General features: G+C 63.3%; 18 protein-coding genes. 13 read left to right on the top strand and 5 right to left on the bottom strand.

Annotation, left to right across the window (positions count from 1 at the left end):
• The first annotated feature begins 3 nt into the window (after positions 1-3).
• The 13 genes from BM131_RS00860 (at position 4) to BM131_RS00800 (ending at position 15036) form a co-directional block, all read left to right on the top strand.
• Positions 4-1683: an ABC transporter ATP-binding protein gene (locus BM131_RS00860; protein WP_090184599.1), complete on the top strand. Its 1680-nt coding sequence runs from the start codon at positions 4-6 to the stop codon at positions 1681-1683.
• Positions 1684-1686: 3 nt separating this feature from the next.
• Positions 1687-4131 carry a nitrite reductase large subunit NirB gene (gene nirB, locus BM131_RS00855; protein ID WP_090184225.1) on the top strand — a complete coding sequence of 815 codons (2445 nt, stop codon included), beginning with the start codon at positions 1687-1689 and terminating at the stop codon, positions 4129-4131.
• Positions 4128-4463: a nitrite reductase small subunit NirD gene (gene nirD, locus BM131_RS00850; RefSeq protein ID WP_090184222.1), complete on the top strand. Its 336-nt coding sequence runs from the start codon at positions 4128-4130 to the stop codon at positions 4461-4463. The genes nirB and nirD overlap by 4 nt, the downstream gene beginning before the upstream one ends.
• Positions 4463-7102: a nitrate reductase gene (locus BM131_RS00845; RefSeq protein ID WP_090184219.1), complete on the top strand. Its 2640-nt coding sequence runs from the start codon at positions 4463-4465 to the stop codon at positions 7100-7102. The genes nirD and BM131_RS00845 overlap by 1 nt, the downstream gene beginning before the upstream one ends.
• Positions 7099-8058, top strand: a complete 960-nt coding sequence (locus tag BM131_RS00840; protein ID WP_090184217.1) for a glycosyl transferase family protein — start codon at positions 7099-7101, stop codon at positions 8056-8058. Before BM131_RS00845 ends, BM131_RS00840 begins: the two co-directional genes overlap by 4 nt.
• A 13-nt stretch (positions 8059-8071) precedes the next feature.
• A complete protein-coding gene (gene cysG, locus BM131_RS00835) occupies positions 8072-9484 on the top strand; it encodes a siroheme synthase CysG (protein WP_090184214.1) in 1413 nt (470 codons plus the stop codon).
• Positions 9485-9634: 150 nt separating this feature from the next.
• A complete protein-coding gene (locus BM131_RS00830) occupies positions 9635-10378 on the top strand; it encodes an SDR family oxidoreductase (RefSeq protein WP_090184212.1) in 744 nt (247 codons plus the stop codon).
• Between the two features lie 138 nt (positions 10379-10516).
• Positions 10517-11539 (top strand): tRNA dihydrouridine(20/20a) synthase DusA, encoded by a 1023-nt coding sequence (dusA, locus tag BM131_RS00825; protein WP_090184209.1) that lies wholly within the window; start codon positions 10517-10519, stop codon positions 11537-11539.
• Positions 11540-11552: 13 nt separating this feature from the next.
• Positions 11553-12371, top strand: coding sequence for a sulfite exporter TauE/SafE family protein (locus tag BM131_RS00820; protein WP_090184206.1), 819 nt, complete (start codon positions 11553-11555; stop codon positions 12369-12371).
• A gap of 147 nt (positions 12372-12518) precedes the next feature.
• On the top strand, positions 12519-12731 hold the full coding sequence (locus tag BM131_RS00815) for a twin-arginine translocase TatA/TatE family subunit (RefSeq protein WP_090184203.1): 213 nt from the start codon (positions 12519-12521) through the stop codon (positions 12729-12731).
• Positions 12732-12752: 21 nt separating this feature from the next.
• A complete protein-coding gene (gene tatB, locus BM131_RS00810; protein WP_090184200.1) occupies positions 12753-13316 on the top strand; it encodes a Sec-independent protein translocase protein TatB in 564 nt (187 codons plus the stop codon).
• The gene (gene tatC / locus BM131_RS00805; protein WP_090184197.1) at positions 13313-14200 is read left to right on the top strand and encodes a twin-arginine translocase subunit TatC; all 888 of its coding nucleotides are present in this window, start codon (positions 13313-13315) and stop codon (positions 14198-14200) included. The genes tatB and tatC overlap by 4 nt, the downstream gene beginning before the upstream one ends.
• A complete protein-coding gene (locus tag BM131_RS00800; protein WP_090184194.1) occupies positions 14197-15036 on the top strand; it encodes an ATP-binding protein in 840 nt (279 codons plus the stop codon). The genes tatC and BM131_RS00800 overlap by 4 nt, the downstream gene beginning before the upstream one ends.
• Before the next feature lie 103 nt (positions 15037-15139).
• Here BM131_RS00800 and BM131_RS00795 read toward each other — a convergent pair whose 3' ends face one another.
• From BM131_RS00795 to BM131_RS19890, 5 genes are all read right to left on the bottom strand, one after another.
• Positions 15140-16360 carry a peptidoglycan DD-metalloendopeptidase family protein gene (locus BM131_RS00795; RefSeq protein WP_090184191.1) on the bottom strand — a complete coding sequence of 407 codons (1221 nt, stop codon included), beginning with the start codon at positions 16358-16360 and terminating at the stop codon, positions 15140-15142.
• Positions 16361-16433: 73 nt separating this feature from the next.
• Entirely contained in the window at positions 16434-17051 is a 618-nt protein-coding gene (locus BM131_RS00790) for a protein-L-isoaspartate(D-aspartate) O-methyltransferase (protein WP_090184596.1), read from the bottom strand.
• Between the two features lie 17 nt (positions 17052-17068).
• Positions 17069-17863 carry a 5'/3'-nucleotidase SurE gene (surE, locus tag BM131_RS00785; RefSeq protein WP_090184188.1) on the bottom strand — a complete coding sequence of 265 codons (795 nt, stop codon included), beginning with the start codon at positions 17861-17863 and terminating at the stop codon, positions 17069-17071.
• 107 nt (positions 17864-17970) lie between these two features.
• Entirely contained in the window at positions 17971-18615 is a 645-nt protein-coding gene (locus BM131_RS00780) for an SDR family NAD(P)-dependent oxidoreductase (RefSeq protein WP_090184184.1), read from the bottom strand.
• Between the two features lie 42 nt (positions 18616-18657).
• Entirely contained in the window at positions 18658-18915 is a 258-nt protein-coding gene (locus tag BM131_RS19890; RefSeq protein WP_139222565.1) for a hypothetical protein, read from the bottom strand.
• Positions 18916-18954: the final 39 nt, after the last annotated feature.

Here is an 18954-nt window from a genome sequence, read left to right as displayed (position 1 = left end):
GATATGAGCATTCTGCAATTCAAAGACGTCGGCAAAGGTTTCGGGGAAGGCACCCACCGGACCGAAATCCTGAAACACATCGACCTTGATGTGAAAGAAGGCGAATTCCTTGCCATCCTCGGGTTTTCCGGCACTGGAAAGTCCACCCTGATGAACCTGATCGCCGGGCTAGAAGCACCCGATACCGGCGATCTGACCTTTCGCGGCAAGCCCATCGACGGCCCCGGCCCAGACCGCGGCCTTGTGTTTCAAAGCTACAGCCTGATGCCGTGGCTGACCGTGCGCGGCAACATCATGCTCGCGATTGAGGCAGTCCACGGCAAGCTGCCCAAGGCAGAGCAAACCGCCAAGGCCGATCACTACATCGCCATGGTCGGGCTGCCCCACGCCGCCCACCGCTATCCGTCGGAACTGTCCGGCGGCATGCGCCAACGCGTCGCCGTGGCCCGTGCACTGGCGATGGAGCCTGACCTGCTGCTGCTGGACGAACCTTTGTCCGCCCTTGATGCGCTGACCCGCGCCAACCTTGCCGACGAAATCCTAGAGATCTGGGAGGCCGACAAGAAGACCTGCATCCTAATCACCAACGACGTGGACGAGGCGATCTTGCTGGCCGACCGCATCATCGTGCTGAACCCCGATGGCACGCTTGCCGATCCTGTCGCCGTCAACATCCCGCGCCCCCGTAACCGCGACGCGATGAACCACGATGCAGGCTTTAAAAAGCTACGCGCGCAGGTGACGCAATACCTGATGGACGTCGGTATCGCCGCCAAAGTCGCCGAAACGCGGCACTTGCCCAATGTCACCCCGATCCACCAGACCATCCCCGCCGTGGTGAAAGAGGCCCGCGAAGGCATGATCGAGGAACGCTTCCTCGACTTTTCGCAGCTGCACAAAGTCTACCCCACGCCCAAAGGCCCGCTGACGGTGGTCGAGGACTTCAACCTCAAGGTCAATCAGGGCGAGTTCATCAGCCTGATCGGCCACTCCGGCTGCGGCAAATCCACCGTGCTGACCATGGCCGCCGGCCTGAACGAGATCAGCAAAGGCGCAATCCGCCTTGATGGTCGCCACGTCGAAGGCGCGGACCCCGAACGCGCCGTTGTGTTCCAATCGCCCAACCTGTTCCCATGGCTGACCGCCAAGGAAAACGTCGCGATTGGCGTGGACAAGGTTTACCCCAAGGCGACCCAGGTCGAGCGGCAAGAGGTGGTGGAATACTACCTTGAACGTGTCGGCCTGGCCGATGCGATGGACCGCGGCGCGCATTCCATGTCGAACGGCATGAAACAACGCGTGGGCATCGCCCGCGCCTTTGCCTTGTCGCCAAAACTGCTGCTGCTGGATGAACCCTTTGGCATGCTGGACAGCCTGACCCGGTGGGAACTGCAAGAGGTCCTGATGGAAGTCTGGTCCCGCACCAAAGTCACCGCGATCTGCGTCACGCACGACGTGGACGAGGCGATCCTGCTGGCCGACCGCGTCGTCATGATGACCAACGGCCCGCAAGCCACCATCGGCAAGATCACCGACGTGAAACTGCCGCGCCCGCGCACCCGCAAGGCGCTGCTGGCCCACCCCGACTACTATGAATACCGCCAAGAAGTCCTTGATTTCCTGACGGAATACGAACACGGCGCAAAGCCTGCGCCGAAACCTGCCACCATCGCAGCGGAGTAAGCCATGACAAAGAACCTTGTCGTTATCGGGGCCGGAATGGCCTCTGGCCGGATGCTAGAGCATCTGTTCGACACGCAGCCCGGCGCGTGGAACGTGACGCTTTTCAACGCAGAGCCGCGCGGGAACTATAACCGCCTGATGCTGTCCCCCGTGCTGTCCGGCGATAAGACCTACGCCGAAATCGTCACCCATGACACGGACTGGTACGAGGGCCACGGCGTCACCTGCCGTTTTGGCGAAAAGGTCGAGCGCATCGACCGCGCGGCCCGCATCGTCCACGGCGAAAATGGCCCGGTCCCTTATGATCGCCTTGTCATCGCCACCGGCTCTAACCCCTTCATGATCCCGCTGCCCGGCCACGATCTGCCCGGCGTCATTCCCTACCGTGATCTGGAAGACACCGAACGCATGATGGGCCTGGGTGCCAAGCCCGGCGCGAAAGCCATCGTGATCGGCGGCGGCCTTTTGGGGCTAGAGGCCGCGGCAGGCATGGCCGCCCGCGGCGTCGATGTCACCGTGATCCACGTCATGGGCCACCTGATGGAACGCCAGCTGGACGAGGCGGCAGGCTATCTGCTGAAAAAAGCGCTAGAGGCAAAGGGCATCACCGTCCTGACCTCTGCCAACTCTAAAGAGATCATGGGCACGGACGGCCACGTCAGCGGACTGCTGCTGGACGACGGCACCGAACTGCCCTGTGATCTGCTTGTGATGGCTGTCGGCATCCGCCCCAATGTGGCCTTGGCCAAAGAGGCAGGGCTGGCTGTCGGTCGCGGTATCCATGTCGACGATGCGATGATCACATCAGACGAACACATCTTAGCGCTGGGCGAATGCGTCGAACATCAAGGGGCCATCTTCGGCCTTGTTGCGCCGCTGTATGACCAAGCCAAGGTTGCCGCCGACACGCTGGGCGATACCCCCGCGATTTTCACCCCCAAAGAGGTGGCGACAAAGCTAAAAGTCACAGGTTGCGATCTGTTCAGCGCCGGGGACTTTGCCGAAGGGGACGGGCGCGACGACATCGTCTTTCGCGACCCCGCGCGGGGCATCTACAAACGCCTTGTACTAGAAGGAGAGAGGCTGATCGGCGCGGTCATGTATGGCGACACCGCCGACGGTGCGTGGTTCCACGGGCTGATCAAGGACAAGACCGACGTATCGGACATGCGCGATACCCTCATCTTTGGCCCCGCTTTCCAAGGGGGTGCCCAATCGGACCCGTTGGCGGCCGTTGCAGCCTTACCGGCTGATGCAGAAATCTGCGGCTGCAACGGCGTATGCAAATCTACTATCGTTGACGCGATCAAAGGCGGCGCAACATCGCTGACCGACGTGCGCGCCCAGACCAAAGCCAGCGCATCCTGCGGCACTTGCACCGGGCTTGTCGAACAGGTCATGGCCCTGTCGCTTGGCGACGCGTTCGAAGTGCAGACCGTCAAGCCGATGTGCCCTTGCACGCCGCTGACCCACATGGACGTGCGCCGCCTGATCAAATCGCGCGGCCTGAAATCCATGGCGGCCGTGATGCAGGAATGCGGCTGGGAAACCTCTTGCGGCTGCGCGTCCTGCCGGCCTGCGCTGAATTACTACCTACTGTGCGACTGGCCGGGCGAATATCAGGACGACGACCAAAGCCGCTTTGTGAACGAACGGATGCATTCGAATATCCAAAAGGACGGCACCTATTCCGTTGTCCCGCGCATGTGGGGCGGCATCACCTCTGCGGCTGAACTGCGGGCGATTGCGGATGCGGCTGACAAATACAACGTGCAAACCGTCAAGGTCACCGGCGGCCAGCGCATCGACCTGCTGGGCGTCAAGAAACAAGACTTGCCCGACATCTGGGCCGATCTGAACGCCGCGGGCATGGTGTCCGGCCAAGCCTATGCCAAGGGGCTGCGCACGGTGAAAACCTGCGTTGGCACCGACCATTGCCGCTTTGGCACCCAAGACAGCACCGGACTTGGTATCCGCATGGAAAAGGCGCTTTGGGGGTCTTGGACGCCGGCCAAGGTGAAAATGGCCGTCTCTGGCTGTCCGCGCAATTGTTCGGAATCCACCTGCAAGGACGTGGGCGTGATCTGCGTCGACTCTGGCTATGTGCTGCACATCGGCGGCGCGGCGGGTCTGCATATTCAGGGCACTGTCGTGATGTGCACCGTCAAGACCGAGGACGAGGTGCTGGAATACACCGCTGCCGTCCTACAGCTGTACCGCGAAGAGGCCGCCTATCTGGAACGCATGTACAAATGGCTGGATAACGTCGGCCTTGACCACATCGTCGCACGGGTCGTCACGGACGCCGATAGCCGCAAGGCGCTGGCGGACCGCTTCTATTATGCCCAGCAGTTCATGCAGCAGGACCCTTGGGCCGAACGCACAAAGCCCGCATTCCGCAATCTTTGGCAGCCCCTTGCCGATCTGACACTGGAGGCCGCAGAATGACCAACTGGACCGATATTGGCGCGCTCGAAGACATCCCCGAACGCGGCGCGCGCGTGGTGAAAACCCACATCGGCTGCGTCGCCGTGTTCCGCACCATCGACAACGAGGTGTTCGCCATTGACGACGCCTGCCCACACAAGGGCGGCCCCCTGTCAGAGGGTATCGTGCACGGCAGGTCCGTCACCTGTCCGCTGCACAACATGGTGCTGCGGCTAGACACTGGATTGGCGCAAGGCGCAGACACCGGCGCGGTGAATACCTATCCCATCCGCGTCGAGGGCGGGCGCATCCTGCTCGATACCGCCAAACTGCGCCGCGCACAGGTGGCATGATGGACACCCGCCCGCAGCAACCCGGCGAAATCCGCACCACCTGCGCCTATTGCGGCGTTGGCTGCGGTGTGCTGGCGCAGCCGGACGGGGCGGGCGGAGTCGCGGTGCGCGGCGATCCCGCACATCCGGCCAACCTTGGGCGGCTGTGTTCCAAAGGCTTCGCGCTGGGCGAAACACTCTCGCTGGACGACCGCCTGCTGACGCCCCGCGTGCTGGATGTGGACACCGATTGGGACACGGCGCTTGGCCTTGTCGCGGACCGTTTCAGCCAGACCATCGCCGACCACGGCCCTGATTCTGTTGCCTTCTATGTCTCTGGCCAACTGCTGACCGAGGATTACTATGTCGCCAACAAGTTGATGAAAGGTTTCATCGGCTCGGCCAATATCGACACAAACTCGCGCCTCTGCATGGCCTCTACCGTGGCGGGGCAAAAACGCGCCTTTGGCACCGACACCGTCCCGGGCACCTACGAGGACCTTGAGCTTGCCGACCTTGTCGTGCTGGTCGGCAGCAATCTGGCGTGGTGTCATCCGGTTATTTATCAACGCCTTGCCGCCGCCAAGGCCGCAAACCCCGCGATGCGCGTGGTCGTCATCGACCCGCGCCGCACCGCAACCTGCGATCTGGCAGATATGCATCTGGCGCTGGAACCGGGCAGCGATGTCGCCTTGTTCAACCGCCTGCTTGCCGCGATTTACGAGGGCGGTGCCGTCGATGCCGCCTACCTGCGCCACGTTGATGGTTTTGACGAAACCCTGCGTGCCGCGCAGGCGCAGGACGGCCGCGTCACTGGCCTGACACCCGCGCAGATCACCGCCTTTTGCGACCTGTGGACCCGCACGGAAAAGGTCGTCACCGTCTTCTCCCAAGGGGTGAACCAGTCGTCGTCCGGCACGGATAAGGTCAACGCGATCATCAACTGCCACCTTGCCACGGGCCGGATCGGCAAGCCCGGCATGGGCCCGTTTTCCGTCACCGGCCAGCCCAACGCCATGGGCGGGCGCGAAGTGGGCGGGCTTGCCAACGCGCTGGCCTGTCATCTGGACCTAGAGGACGCGGTTCACCGCGACCTTGTGCGTAATTTCTGGGACGCCCCCGCCATGCCCGAAGGCGCAGGGCTCAAGGCCGTCGATCTGTTCGAACAGGTCCGCACTGGCCAGATCAAGGCACTGTGGATTGTCTGCACCAACCCCGCCGTGTCGATGCCCGACGCCGATATGGTCCGCGATGCGATCAAAGGCTGCGATTTCACCGTTGTCAGCGATGTAACCGCAAACACCGACACCGCGCGGCTGGCCCATGTGCTGCTGCCCGCGACGGGGTGGGGCGAAAAGGACGGCACGGTCACAAATTCTGACCGCACCATCAGCCGCCAACGCGCCCTGATGCCCGCCGCAGGGCAGGCCCGCGCCGATTGGGATATCATGTCGGACGTGGGCCGCCGCATGGGCTGGACCGATGCCTTTGCCTACACCAGCCCCGCGCAAATTTTTGACGAATACGCCGCGCTGTCCGGGCTTGCGGCTGCGATGGGGCGGGACTTTGACATCTCTGGCCTGACCGGGCTGGGGCAGGGCGGTTATGACACGCTGATGCCCACGCGTTGGCCTGTCACTATGCGCGGCCAGACGGTGCGGTTCTTTGCAGACGGCCAGTTCTATACCCCCAGCGGCCACGCTCGCATGATCCCCGTTGCCGCCCGCCCGCCGGTCGCCAAAACGGTGCCGCGCTTTCCGTTCCGGCTGAACACTGGACGTATCCGCGATCAGTGGCACACCATGACCCGCACCGCGAAATCGCCGCGCCTGAACCAGCACTTGGGCGAGCCGTTCTTGGAAATCCACCCGCATGATGCTGCCGCCTTGGGCATCGCGCCTGCAGGCCTGATCACCGTTACCAGTCTGCAAGGCCGCTGCATCCTGCGCGCGCTGATCACCGACCGGGTGCAGCCGGGCCAAGTCTTTGCCCCGATGCATTGGACCGGGGAAACCGCGCCGACGGGCCGCGTTGATGCGCTGGTCGCCAGCGTCGTTGACCCGTTGTCAGGCCAGCCCGAAAGCAAGGCCGCAGTGGTTGCACTTGCGCCCTATAACGCCGCTTGGTTCGGCTATGCGGTCAGCGCGGGCGACATGAGCCCCGCCAGCGCCTATTGGGCCCGCAGCCGCGTCGCAAACGGCTGGCGCGCCGAACTGGCCGCTGACACCGCGCCCCAGGATTGGGAGGTCGAGGCCCGCCGCCTGTTCGCCTTGCCAGACGCCCCCTGCCAGACCTTTCGCGATCCAGCGACAGGCACCGTGCGCATGGCCTTCACCGACGAAGGCCGCCTGCTGGCCGCGCTTTTCGTGTCGCGCACGCCTGTTGCCGTCTCGCGCGATCACCTAGCCGCGCAACTGGGGCAGGTGGCGCACTCACCGCTGTCAGGCCGTCCCAGCGCCGATATGCCGGACCCCGGCGCCGTGGTCTGCGCCTGCCTGAATGTCGGCGTGAATACGATCCGGGGCGTGATCGACACAGGCCAAGCCGCAACCGTGGCGCAGGTGGGCGCCTGCACCGGGGCGGGCACGAACTGCGGCTCTTGCAGACCCGAGATTGCCGTGCTTCTTGCGCAGGCAACCCGGTTGGAGGCCGCTGAATGACACTCGCCCCATATGTCGCAATCCTTGGCCGCGGGCAGGGCCGCGCCCGGTCCCTGACGCAAGACGAAGCCTTTGCCGCGATGCAGATCATCCTGCGCGGGGACGCCGCACCAGAGGCGCTGGGCGCACTGCTGATGCTGCTGCGCATGAAAGGCGAGGTCGCGGCTGAAATCGCAGGTTTCACCGCTGCCGCCCGCGCATCCCTGCCCGCATGGCAGGGACCTGCGCCCGCCGTTGACTGGCCGTCCTATGCCGCAGGGCGCACGCGCGGGCAGCCTTGGTTTCTAGCCGCGGCGCGGCTTGTGGCGCAGGCGGGCTATCCAGTTTTGCTACACGGCTGGAATTCGCACCAAGCCACTGGCGCCTCGGTGCGCGCGGCCCTTGGCGATGTCGGTATCACGCAGGTGGATTGGACGGACGCTTCTGCCGCGCTTGCCCGCGACGGCATCGCTTATGTCCCGCTGGAACAGATGCAGCCGCGCCTGATGGACCTGCTGCGCCTGCGCGACGTCTTCGGCCTGCGGTCCTGCATCAACACCGTGCTGCGCATGCTCAATCCCGCCAGCGCGTCCGTCGCCCTGCAAGGCGTGTTCCATCCGTCATACCGAGAGCTGCAGCGCGACGCTGCGCTATTGCTCAGCCAGCCCACCCTGCGCGTCCTCAAAGGGGGCGGAGGAGAGTTTGAACATCACCCCGCCAAGGACATCACCCTGCACGGTCTGACACAGGGCGCAATCTGGGAAGGCACCACTGGCGCGCCGCTGACCGGCCACCAGCGCCTGTCGGAAACCACCAGCACCCTTTCGCAGGTCTGGCACGGCGAACAGGCCGACGATTTCGCCGCTGCCATCATCACCAGCACCGCCGCGCTGGCGCTGTCTGCCGTCGGTGCCGCCAAGCCAGAGGCGTTGGCCCAAGACCTGTGGCAGTCCCGCCACCGCAGCGCCGCCGCCTGAAAGGGATAAGACAATGCACAGCTTTCCGATGTTCATCCGCACCACGAACCGCCGCATCGTCATCGCTGGTGGCGGCGAGCAGGCCGCACAAAAGGCGCGGCTGATGCTGAAAACGGACGGACAACTCGTGCTGCTGGCGCAGGACTTGGACCCAGAACTGGCAGATCTGGTCGCCACGGGCCGCGCCCTGCATGATCCATCCCCCATTACCCCCGCCAGCTTTGCGGATGCGGCGATGGTCTTTATCGGCACGGGCTGCCCCGGCATGGACGCCGCCCTGCATATGCTGGCCAAGGCAGGCGGTGCGCAGGTCAATGTCGTGGACCAGCCCAGCCTGTGCGACATCACCACCCCGTCGCTGGTAGACCGCGATCCCGTCGTCGTCGCCATCGGCACCGAAGGCACCGCCCCCGTGCTGGCCCGCCAGATCAAGACGCAGGTGGAGCAGATGCTTGACCCGCGCCTTGGCAGCTTTGCCGCGCTGGCAGGGCGGCTGCGGGGCGCGGTGGCCGCACAGATTCCGCGCAACGATCGGCGGGCGTTCTGGCGCTGGGCCTTTGGCGACACACCGTGGCAGATGCACAAAACCGGCCAAGAACGCGCCGCCGCTGACCTGCTGAAGCAGACGATCCACACCCGCGCGCTGCCCGCCAGCACCGGCCATATCGCCCTTGTCGGCGCAGGCCCCGGCGCACGCGATCTGCTGACCCTGCGTGCGGTCGAACGCCTGCAAGAGGCAGATGTTATCTTTTACGATCGCCTTGTCGATCCAGAGGTCCTAGAGCTTGCTCGCCGCGACGCCGAACGCGTGTTCGTTGGCAAGGTCGTCGGCGCGCATGCTTGGCCCCAAGACCGCATCAGCGCCCTGATCGTGGCCGAGGCCGCAAAGGGCCGCCGTGTTGTGCGCCTGAAATCCGGCGATCCCAGTATCTTTGGCCGCGCGGCCGAGGAATTGGACGCCGCACGCGCCCAAAACATCCCGGTCGAAATCGTCCCCGGCGTCACCGCCGCCAGCGCCGCCGCTGCCTTCCTTGGCCAATCGCTGACCCAGCGCGGGCAAACCGATACGCTGGTGCTGACGACGGGGCAGCATTGCGACGATCAGGCACCGGAAAACTGGGCCGCCCACGCGGTGCCCGGCACGACATTGGTGTTCTATATGGGCGTCGGGGCCGCACCCCGGATCAGCGCATCGCTGCACCAGCACGGGCTAAACCCGGGCAGCGCCGTGACCATCGCGGCTGACGTCAGCAAGGCATCGCAGCAGATCGTGCAGACGACGCTGGCTGATCTGCCAGCGGCTTTGCAACGCGCGGCGATCACCGGCAACGCCTTGGTCATGCTGCGTATTCCGCTGGACGCCGCACCGACAATCAGCGCCGCAATCCCCTTTGACACTGCGCACAAAGTCGCGGTGCAATCCTAAGGCGACACGCGCCGCGGAAATGATCCCGCGCCGTGTTGCGTTATCGTTTTAGAAAATGTTCACTCCGCCCCGAACAGGGGCCGCGACGGATTGCCGCGACGCTTGGGTTCGACGCAGCACGAAATGCTGTTCCAAGGAGGAGTGGACGACATGACGACAGGCAGATTAGCCGGAAAAACGGCGCTGATTACCGCAGCCGGGCAGGGGATCGGGCGATCCACGGCAGAACTTTTCGCGCAGGAGGGCGCGAAGGTAATTGCCACGGACGTCAACGAGGCCGCGCTGGCAGAGCTGGCGCAAATAGACGGGATTACGGCAGTAAAGCTTGACGTGACCGACGGCGAGGCCGTGAAAAAGGTCGTGCAGGACGCAGGCCCGCTGGACGTGCTGTTCAACTGCGCCGGGGTAGTGGCGCATGGCACGATTTTGGAGTGTTCGGAAAAGGACTGGAACTTTAGCTTTGATCTGAACGTCACCGCGATGTTCCGCATGATGCAGCACGCGCTGCCGGCCATGCTGGAAAACGGCGGCGGGTCGATCATCAACATGTCCTCGGTCGCGTCGTCGATGAAGGGCGTGCCGAACCGCTTTGCCTATTGCGCGTCAAAGGCCGCCGTGATCGGCATGACGAAATCCGTGGCCGCCGACTACATCCAGCAAGGCATTCGCTGCAACGCGATCTGCCCCGGCACCGTGGACAGCCCGTCCATGCACCAGCGCCTGCGCGACACCGGCGACTACGAGGCAGCCCTTGCTGCCTTTATCGGCCGTCAGCCTATGGGCCGCATCGGTAAGCCCGAGGAAATCGCAGCCCTCGCGCTTTACCTTGCTAGCGACGACAGCGCATTTACCACGGGCCAGGCGCATGCCGTCGACGGCGGCTGGTCGCTGTAATCTACGACCTGACCCCGCGGCCTAACCCCGTAGCTGGCGACCGATTTGCGGGCGCGGCGCGGGCCTGCTAAAGCAGCATCCAGCGCGCCCTGCAGCGGTGCGCGCCGGATGCTGCATGCAGGACAGGAGTATTGCGCGATGCAATATGAACCAACGCCCCAAGCCCTCACGACCAGCCGGGTGACGCAGGCCGCTCGCCTGTCCGTGGCCCCGATGATGGATTGGACGGATCGTCACTGCCGGCACTTTCATCGGCTGATGTCGCGTCATGCGCTGCTTTATACCGAAATGGTCACCGCCGCCGCCGTCGTGCACGGCGATACCGCGCGTTTGCTGGCTTACGGGCAGGACGAGCATCCCGTCGCCTTGCAGCTTGGCGGCTCTGACCCTGCACTGCTGGCGCAGGCGACGAAAATCGCAGCTGATATGGGCTATGACGAGGTGAACTTGAACTGCGGCTGCCCCTCTGACCGGGTGCAATCGGGGCGTTTTGGCGCGGTGCTGATGACCGAACCTGATCTGGTGGCCGATTGCGTCTCTGCCATGATGGCCGTCACAAAACTGCCGATCACTGTGAAATGCCGCATTGGCGTCGATGACCAAGACCCCGCGCAAGTGCTGCCCGATTTTCTGACCCGCGTCAGCGCAGCCGGCGTTGACCGCTTTACCATTCACGCCCGCAAGGCGTGGCTACAGGGGCTTAGCCCCAAGGAAAACCGCGATATCCCCCCGCTGGACTATGACCTTGTTCACGCGATGAAAGCCCAGTTTCCCGCCCTGCACCTATCGATCAACGGCGGCATTGCGGACCTTGATCTGACGGGGGAGCTACTGGACGCAGGCCTTGACGGCGTCATGATCGGCCGCGCCGCCTATCATGACCCGGCCGCGATCCTGCTGGACGCCGATGCGCGGATTTTTAATGATGGCACCCCCGGCGATGCCATCCAGATCGTCCACGCCATGCTGCCCTATATCGCCGATCACGTCGCCGCTGGCGGTAAGCTGGGGCAGGTGACGCGGCACATGCTCGGCCTGTTCCAAGGCCGCCCGGGTGCGCGACTTTGGCGCCGACACCTATCAGAGCACGCGCATAAAGATGGCGCGGGTGTGGACGTGGTGCTAGATGCGCTAAGACACGTCACGACGCTTGCTGCCTAAGGAGGGGCACACCTTGGAAAATACCACTTTGCTGATCGAAATGGGCCTGCTGTTGCTGGCCATCGGGGCCTTTGCTGGCGTGCTTGCGGGCCTTCTGGGGGTTGGCGGCGGTATTGTACTGGTGCCTGCGTTTTTCTACGCTTTCAGCGCCTTAGGCTTCGACAGCCCGCAGCTGATGCAGATGTGCCTTGCCACATCTCTTGCGACAATCATCGTGACTAGCCTGCGTTCACTTCATGCCCATAACAAAAAGGGCGCGGTCGATTGGGCGATCTTGAAAACATGGGCCATTGGCATCGTGATCGGCGCTGTGCTGGGCGTGCTTTTGGTATCCACCCTGCGCACCTTGACCCTGCAGCTGATCTTTGGCGGTCTGGCAATCATCGTCGGCCTTTACATGACCTTTGGCCGCAATCACTGGCGGCTGGGCCAGGCGATGCCAACAGGTATCGCACGCGCGGCCTTGTCACCGCTGCTGGGCTTCTTGTCGGTGCTGATGGGCATCGGCGGCGGCAGCTTTGGCGTCCCAGTCATGAGCCTTTATAACACCCCGATTCACCGCGCCGTGGCCACCGCCGCAGGCTTTGGTGTGCTGATCGCTGTGCCGTCGGTGCTGGTGCTGCTGTTCAAGCCCATCGCCGTCGCGCCGCCCTTTACCATCGGGTCGGTCAACTTTGTCGCCTTTGGCCTTGTCGTCACCATGACATTGATCACGGCGCCATGGGGTGCCGCACTGGCGCATAAGACCGATGCCGTGCGCCTAAAGCGCGTATTTGGCGTGTTTTTGGTGCTGGTTGCCCTGAACATGCTGCGCAAAGCGATCGGCGCATAAGCGACGCTACGCGAAAAGGCGCAAGGCAAAGTCACCGCACGCCTTTTTGACAGATTGCCACTTTTAAATAGGGCGCCGGACGCGTATGTCTGATGGGCCTCAACCGCCCGGCGTCGCAGGCACCGGGTTCCGCCAAGGAGAGATTACATGCTCAACAATATCGGCCTTCCCGGCCTTCTGCTGATCGCCGTCGTCGTGCTTGTCCTGTTCGGACGGGGCAAGATTTCGTCCCTGATGGGCGAAGTCGGCAAAGGCATCACCGCGTTCAAGCGCGGCGTCGATGATAGCAAAAAAGAACTGGACGACAGCTTTGCCGATGCGCGGGATGTCACGCCAGAGTCGAAAAAAGACAACGTCTAAACCCGCCTAGAGGTAACGCGTATGTTCGGCTTAGGCTGGAGCGAAATGATCCTTTTGGGGGTCGTGGCCTTGATCGTGATCGGGCCCAAAGATCTGCCGAACATGTTCCGAGAGCTCGGCCGCATGAGCGGCAAAGCCCGGGCCATGGCGTCTGAATTCCAGCGCGCCATGGAATCCGCTGCGGATGACAGCGGGGTCAAGGACATTAGCAAGTCGATCCAAGCCGCTGCAAACCCGGCGAAATTTGGTGTCGACAAGCTGAAATCTGCGGCAAGTTCGACATTCAAGCCCGGCACCGAGACAGCTAAACTGTCAGAGGAGCGTCAGGCGGCGAAAGACAAGATCTCTGCCGCCACCGCTCGCGCCGCACAGGACCGCCGTGACCGCGAAATGGCCGCCGCCGATGCTGCCGAAATGTCGGACGAGCCGGACATGGCCATGCCCGCCCCGGTGATCGAACCCGCGCCAGCGCCCAAGCCTAAAGCAAAGCCAAAAGCTGCGCCCAAGGCTAAAGCCGCTGCATCAACAACGTCTGATAAGCCCGCGAAACCGCGTGCAAAAAAGACCCCAGCAGGTGAAGCATGAGCGCTGCAGACGACCTAGATGACAGCGCAGCACCGCTGCTGGAACACCTCACGGAACTGCGCTCGCGCCTGATCAAATCGCTGCTGGCCTTTATCTTGGGCATGGTGATTTGTTTCACGGTCTGGAACCCGATCTTTGACTTCCTGACCCTGCCTTTATGCTCTGCCCTCGACGCCGAAGGGCAGGACTGCGGGCTGATCTTCATCGCGCTAGAAGAAGGCTTCTTCGTCGCGATCCAGATCTCGCTTCTGGGCGGGCTGTGCCTGTCGTTCCCCTTCATCAGCTACCAGATGTGGCGCTTCATCGCGCCGGGTCTGTACAAGTCGGAAAAGGGCGCGTTTCTGCCGTTCTTGGTGGCCTCGCCCTTCATGTTCTTCCTTGGCGCGGCCTTCGCCTATTACGTCATCACGCCGCTGGCCTTTAACTTCTTCCTCGGGTTTCAGCAGGGCAACGTGCTGCCCGACGGACCAGAGGTGTCGACGCAGGCTGCTGGATTGCTGTTCCAAGGCTCGGCCAAGGCCTACCTCAATCTGACCATCAAGTTCATCGTGGCCTTTGGCCTTTGTTTTCAGCTTCCCGTGCTGCTGACATTGATGGGCAAGGCCGGTCTGGTCAGCGCCGCTGGCCTGCGCAATACCCGTAAATATGCTGTCATCGGCATCTTGCTGATGGCCGCGCTGGCAACCCCGCCGGACGTGGTCAGCCAAGTCATTCTGTTTACCGTGATCTACGGTCTTTACGAAATTTCCATCCAACTCGTCGCCCGGTTAGAGCGGATCCGCCTGGCCGAATTGCGCGCCAACGGCACCGTCGCCGAAGACGAGGACATGTATGGCAACCCACTGAACCCAGTGGACGACGACGACACGGAGCCTAAGCCATGACCGACCCGCTGGAACGGATCGCAGCCGCCCTCGAACGGCTGCGGCCCGGCCCAGCGACGGCCCCTGATTTTAGCGCCGCAGGGGCCTTCGTCTGGCATGCGGACCCTGATGGGCTGACGCCAATCACCCGCGTGAGCCGCGTTGCCGTGGGCCTTCTGGTGGGCATCGACAGGTCCCGCGATACCTTGCTTGAAAATACCGAACGCTTTGCGCGCGGCTTGCCTGCCAATAACGCCCTTCTGTGGGGCGCGCGCGGCATGGGAAAATCGAGCCTTGTCAAAGCGATCCACGGCAAACTTCATGCGATGCATGAAAACCTAAAGATCATCGAAATCCAGCGCGAAGACCTGCCCAGCATCGGCCGCCTGCTACACCTGCTGCGCGGCACCGACCAGCGGTTCATCCTGTTCTGCGACGACCTCAGCTTTAGCCATGACGATAGCCATTACAAATCACTCAAGGCCGTGCTTGATGGCGGGATTGAAGGGCGCCCGGACAACGTGGTGCTTTATGCCACGTCGAACCGCCGCCACCTAATGCCGCGCGATATGATCGAAAATGAACGTTCGACGGCCATCAGCCCTGCTGAAGCGGTCGAGGAGAAGGTCAGCCTGTCAGATCGTTTCGGCCTCTGGCTTGGCTTCCATCCGTGCGATCAGGATCAATACCTGGCCATGATCCGGGGCTACTGCGACGCGCACGGCATCGCCATCGACGACGCGACCCTTCGGGCCGAAGCGATCGAATGGCAAGCCACACGGGGCAGCCGCTCTGGCCGCGTGGCATGGCAGTATTTTACGGATCTAGCGGGCCGCCGGGGCGTCACGCTGGGCTAACGCCCGCCGCTCACCCCTTCTTTGCCAGCACCTTTGCACGTCCACGGCAACCCAATATGCCCGGGCATTCATCTTGCCAGAAATACTCCCGCCGGAGGCGCGCCTACAAAAAGTCGTTCGGATCGACGGACTCAAGTCCGCGCCGCACTTCGAAGTGCACAAAGCTCGGATCGCCGCTTTTGACCTTACCCAATGTGCCGCCGCGCGTGACGGAATCACCTTTGGACACGCTCAGGCCTTCTAGGTTAGTATAGACCGTCAACAGATTGCCAGCGTGCTTCACCACGACGATCGCCGTGCCGCTGGTGTCGGTGGTGACGGCGGCGACAGTGCCTGCGTCAGCGGCCTTCACGGTGGTGCCGGCGCTGGCGGCGATGTCGATGCCTTCGTTCTTACCGGGCGCATAGTCGCGAATGACGCTGCCCGTCACGGGGCGGACAAATTGTGCGTTGCTGCTGGATGCGGGCGCAGGTGCTGGTGTTGGCGCGGGCGGGGCGACCGGGGCAGGGGCGATCACGGTGGCTGTGCGCGGCGGGGCCTCTTCCAGAACAGGCGCTGGCGGTGCTTCTACTGGTGCGCTGGCGGCGATGGGTGCCTCAAGCGGCAGCGGCACTGCTGCAGAGGGGGGCACGGGCGATCCGCTGCCGGTGCCCGGCGCGACCAGTGGGCCGCCGGTGACGTCAGCGGGTTGGCTGTTTTGCGGGATCAGAAGATATTGACCGTCGCGGACCTCTAGGTCGCCAGACAGGCCGTTCCAGCTGGTCAGGGTGCCAACGGGCACGTTGTATAGGCGGCTGATCGAAAATGCCGTCTCTCCTGGTTGGACCTTGTGGCGGATTGGTTCGGTCCCGCTGGTCGGCAGGGGCGCAAGGCCGCCCGTGACGACGGGGGACGCGCGGTCCAGCGCTGTGGTTGCGATGCCGCTGATGTCGATAGGGCCGGTCGTGGCTGCACCCGTCGCAGGGGACGGTTCGGTCACGCGGCCGGGCAGGGCGACGACTTCGCCTTCGCGCAGGGTCGCATCGGCGCTGACACCGTTATAGCTGGCAAGGGTCGCACTTTGCAGATCTAGCCGGGATGCGATGCTGGCGATGGTGTCACCGCGCCGGGCCACGACGACCTGATAACCGGGATAGGAAATCACGCCGCGATTGTCGGGCTGGGGGCGGCTGGGCAGATCGGCGACGGCAGGCGAGGTGTCAAAACCGCCGGCCCGGTCGCGAAAATCCAGATCCGGCAGCGCGGTGTCGCAGGCGGTCAAAATGGCCAGCGCAGAGGTTGCAAAGGCAATGCGGCGCAATCCGAAAGTGGAAGTGTATGTCATGGCTGCAGTGTCCTGTCGTAACTTGCCCGCGCGTTGGGGCCATTTGCCCCTTATCTGAGGCGTTTCAAAGGTTCTAGTCCTGACCCAACCCTTCGATCAAGGGGACAAACCGGACTGGGCGCAATTCCTCGTAGTCAAAGCCTTTTTCAAGGCGTGTGACGCGGATCAGGCTTTGAACGGTATCGGATTGGCCGACGGGCAGCACCATGATGCCGCCCACACGCAGTTGCGCCAGCAGCGGACTGGGTGGGTCTTCGGCCGCGGCGGTCAGCAGGATGCGGTCAAAGGGGGCCTGTTCGGCGAGACCATAGCTGCCGTCGGCCGTCATGGCGGTGATATTGGCGATGCCAAGAGCGTCGAACACGGACTGCGCTTCTGTTACCAAACGCTTGAAGCGGTCGATGGAATAGACGCGGCGTGCCAGCTGGCTTAGGATCGCGGCCTGATAGCCGGACCCGGTGCCGATTTCCAAAACCTTATGGCGCGGCTGCACATCCAGCGCCTGCGTCATCAGACCAACGACAGAGGGCTGGCTGATGGTTTGGCCGCAGGGGATGGGCAGCGGCATATCTTCATACGCGCGTTCGGCAAACAGGCCGCGCACAAACGCGGCGCGGTCGATTTTTTCCATGGCGTGCAGGACACGCGAGTCGGTGACGCCCTTGCTGCGCAAGGCAAAAAGAAACTGCATTTTGGTCTGTGCGTCCGTCACCCGAGCTTGCCAGAAAGCTGCGCGGTCAGCCTGTCAAACGCATCATGTGCCGTCAGATCAGCGCGCAGCGGCGTGACAGAGACGTAGTCGTCCAAGTTTGCCGCCGCATCCGTGCCATCCGCGGTGCGGACCTGTTGATCACCGCCGCGCACCCACAGGAACCGGCGGCCAGAGGGGGACACCTGCGCCTCGACCTTGTGGTGCACGCCGCGGCGCAGGCCCTGGCGGGTGAGGCGCATGCCTTTCACGTCGGCGGCGGGGATGGGGGGGAAGTTGATGTTATAAAACAGCGGGTAGTCTTCGTTGTCCCAAAACGCATCATCCATCAACTGCCGCAGCACGGCGCCGCCAGCTGAGGCGGCTTCGAATGGGTCGTCTAGTTTGACGTTCCGGGGGCCATAGAATTGCGACAGGGCGATAGACCGCACGCCTTGCAGCGCGCCTTCCATCGCGGCACCGATGGTGCCGGAATACAGCACGTTTTCGGCAGCGTTATTGCCCCGGTTTACGCCGGACAGGATCAGGTCGGGGGGGCTGTCCTTCATCACGTCATAGATCCCCGCCATCACGCAATCGGCTGGCGTGCCTTCGGCAGCAAAACGGCGCGGGCCGAATTCGGAAATCATCGTGGGATGGGTATAGCTGATGCAGTGGCCGACGCCGGATTGTTCGAACGCGGGGGCGACGGTCCAAACCTCGCCCTGCGGGCCAGCCAAATCGCGGGCCAGCGCGTCAAGCACGACAAGGCCGGGTGCGTTGATGCCGTCGTCGTTGGTAATCAAAATCCGCATGAGGGCCCCGGTTCACTGGTGCTGATAGGGTATGAGAGACGCGCCCCGGTCACAAGGCGTGGCAGGGGCGGGTCGATCTTTTAGCCATCGTTTGTGGCTTTGGGGAATCAGGCTTTGATCTGATCCAGCAGGCGCGCGGCCTCGGACTCTGGTGTCGCCAAAGCGCTGCGATCTTCGCCTGGGAAAAAGCGGGCGCGCAGGGCGGTGGGCATGGGCGCTGGCGCGATGATCGCGACCTGCGGACCCGTCTGCACCGTTTCCGCAGCCCAAGACCGGACCAGCGCCATTTGCGCGGCTTTGGTCGCGCCATAGGTGCCGTGGAACTTCGTGCCCGCGACCGTATCGTCGCAGAACACGGCGCGGCCATTGGTGCCCAGCAAAGGCGCAACATAGGACATCAGCCGCTGCGTGGCGGTGACGTTCACGTCCATGGATGACGCGAAATCCTTAGGGCCGATGTGGCTGGCAGGGGACAGCGGGGCGGCGTGGATTGCGGTATGCACCCACAGATCAACCTTGCCCCAGCGGTCATGGATGCCGCGGCACAGCTGCTGCATGGCAGCGTCCGTCGTGACGTCCATCGGGGCCAGCGTCGCTTGGCCGCCTTTGGCCTGAATGGCGTCGTCAAGCTCTTCGAGCGCGCCGACGGTGCGGGCGACGGCAACGATGTGATATTCGGGCGCAAGCGCCTTGGCGATCGCGGCCCCAAGGCCACGCGACGCACCAGTGATCAGGGCAATTTTATCAGTCATGTCGGCGTATGTGCCGCAAGGCGCGCGGTCTGTAAAGTGGCGTCAGGCGTCGCCGGGCAGGCCAAGTCGAAAGGTCTGACCCCGGTTGTCGCGCAGGGTGACTGCAGCATCATCGATGGCCAATACCGTCAGCCCGGCGGCCTTGTCGCCTGCCGCGACTTTTTGGATCGCGCCATCGCGCATCCGCAGCAAGGCACTGTCGCCTTGCGGGCCCGTGAACAGGCCAATGACGGCGATGCTATCAAGCTGAAGCTGCGCCTTGCTTTTGGCCATTTGGCCGACGTCGGTCGTAGTAGTCATAACATTGCGTATCCTGCAGTGAAGCGGCAGCGATGCGAT

The organism is Loktanella salsilacus, from assembly GCF_900114485.1.
GTDB lineage: Bacteria > Pseudomonadota > Alphaproteobacteria > Rhodobacterales > Rhodobacteraceae > Loktanella > Loktanella salsilacus.
This window is presented reverse-complemented; position numbering and strand designations above follow the sequence as displayed.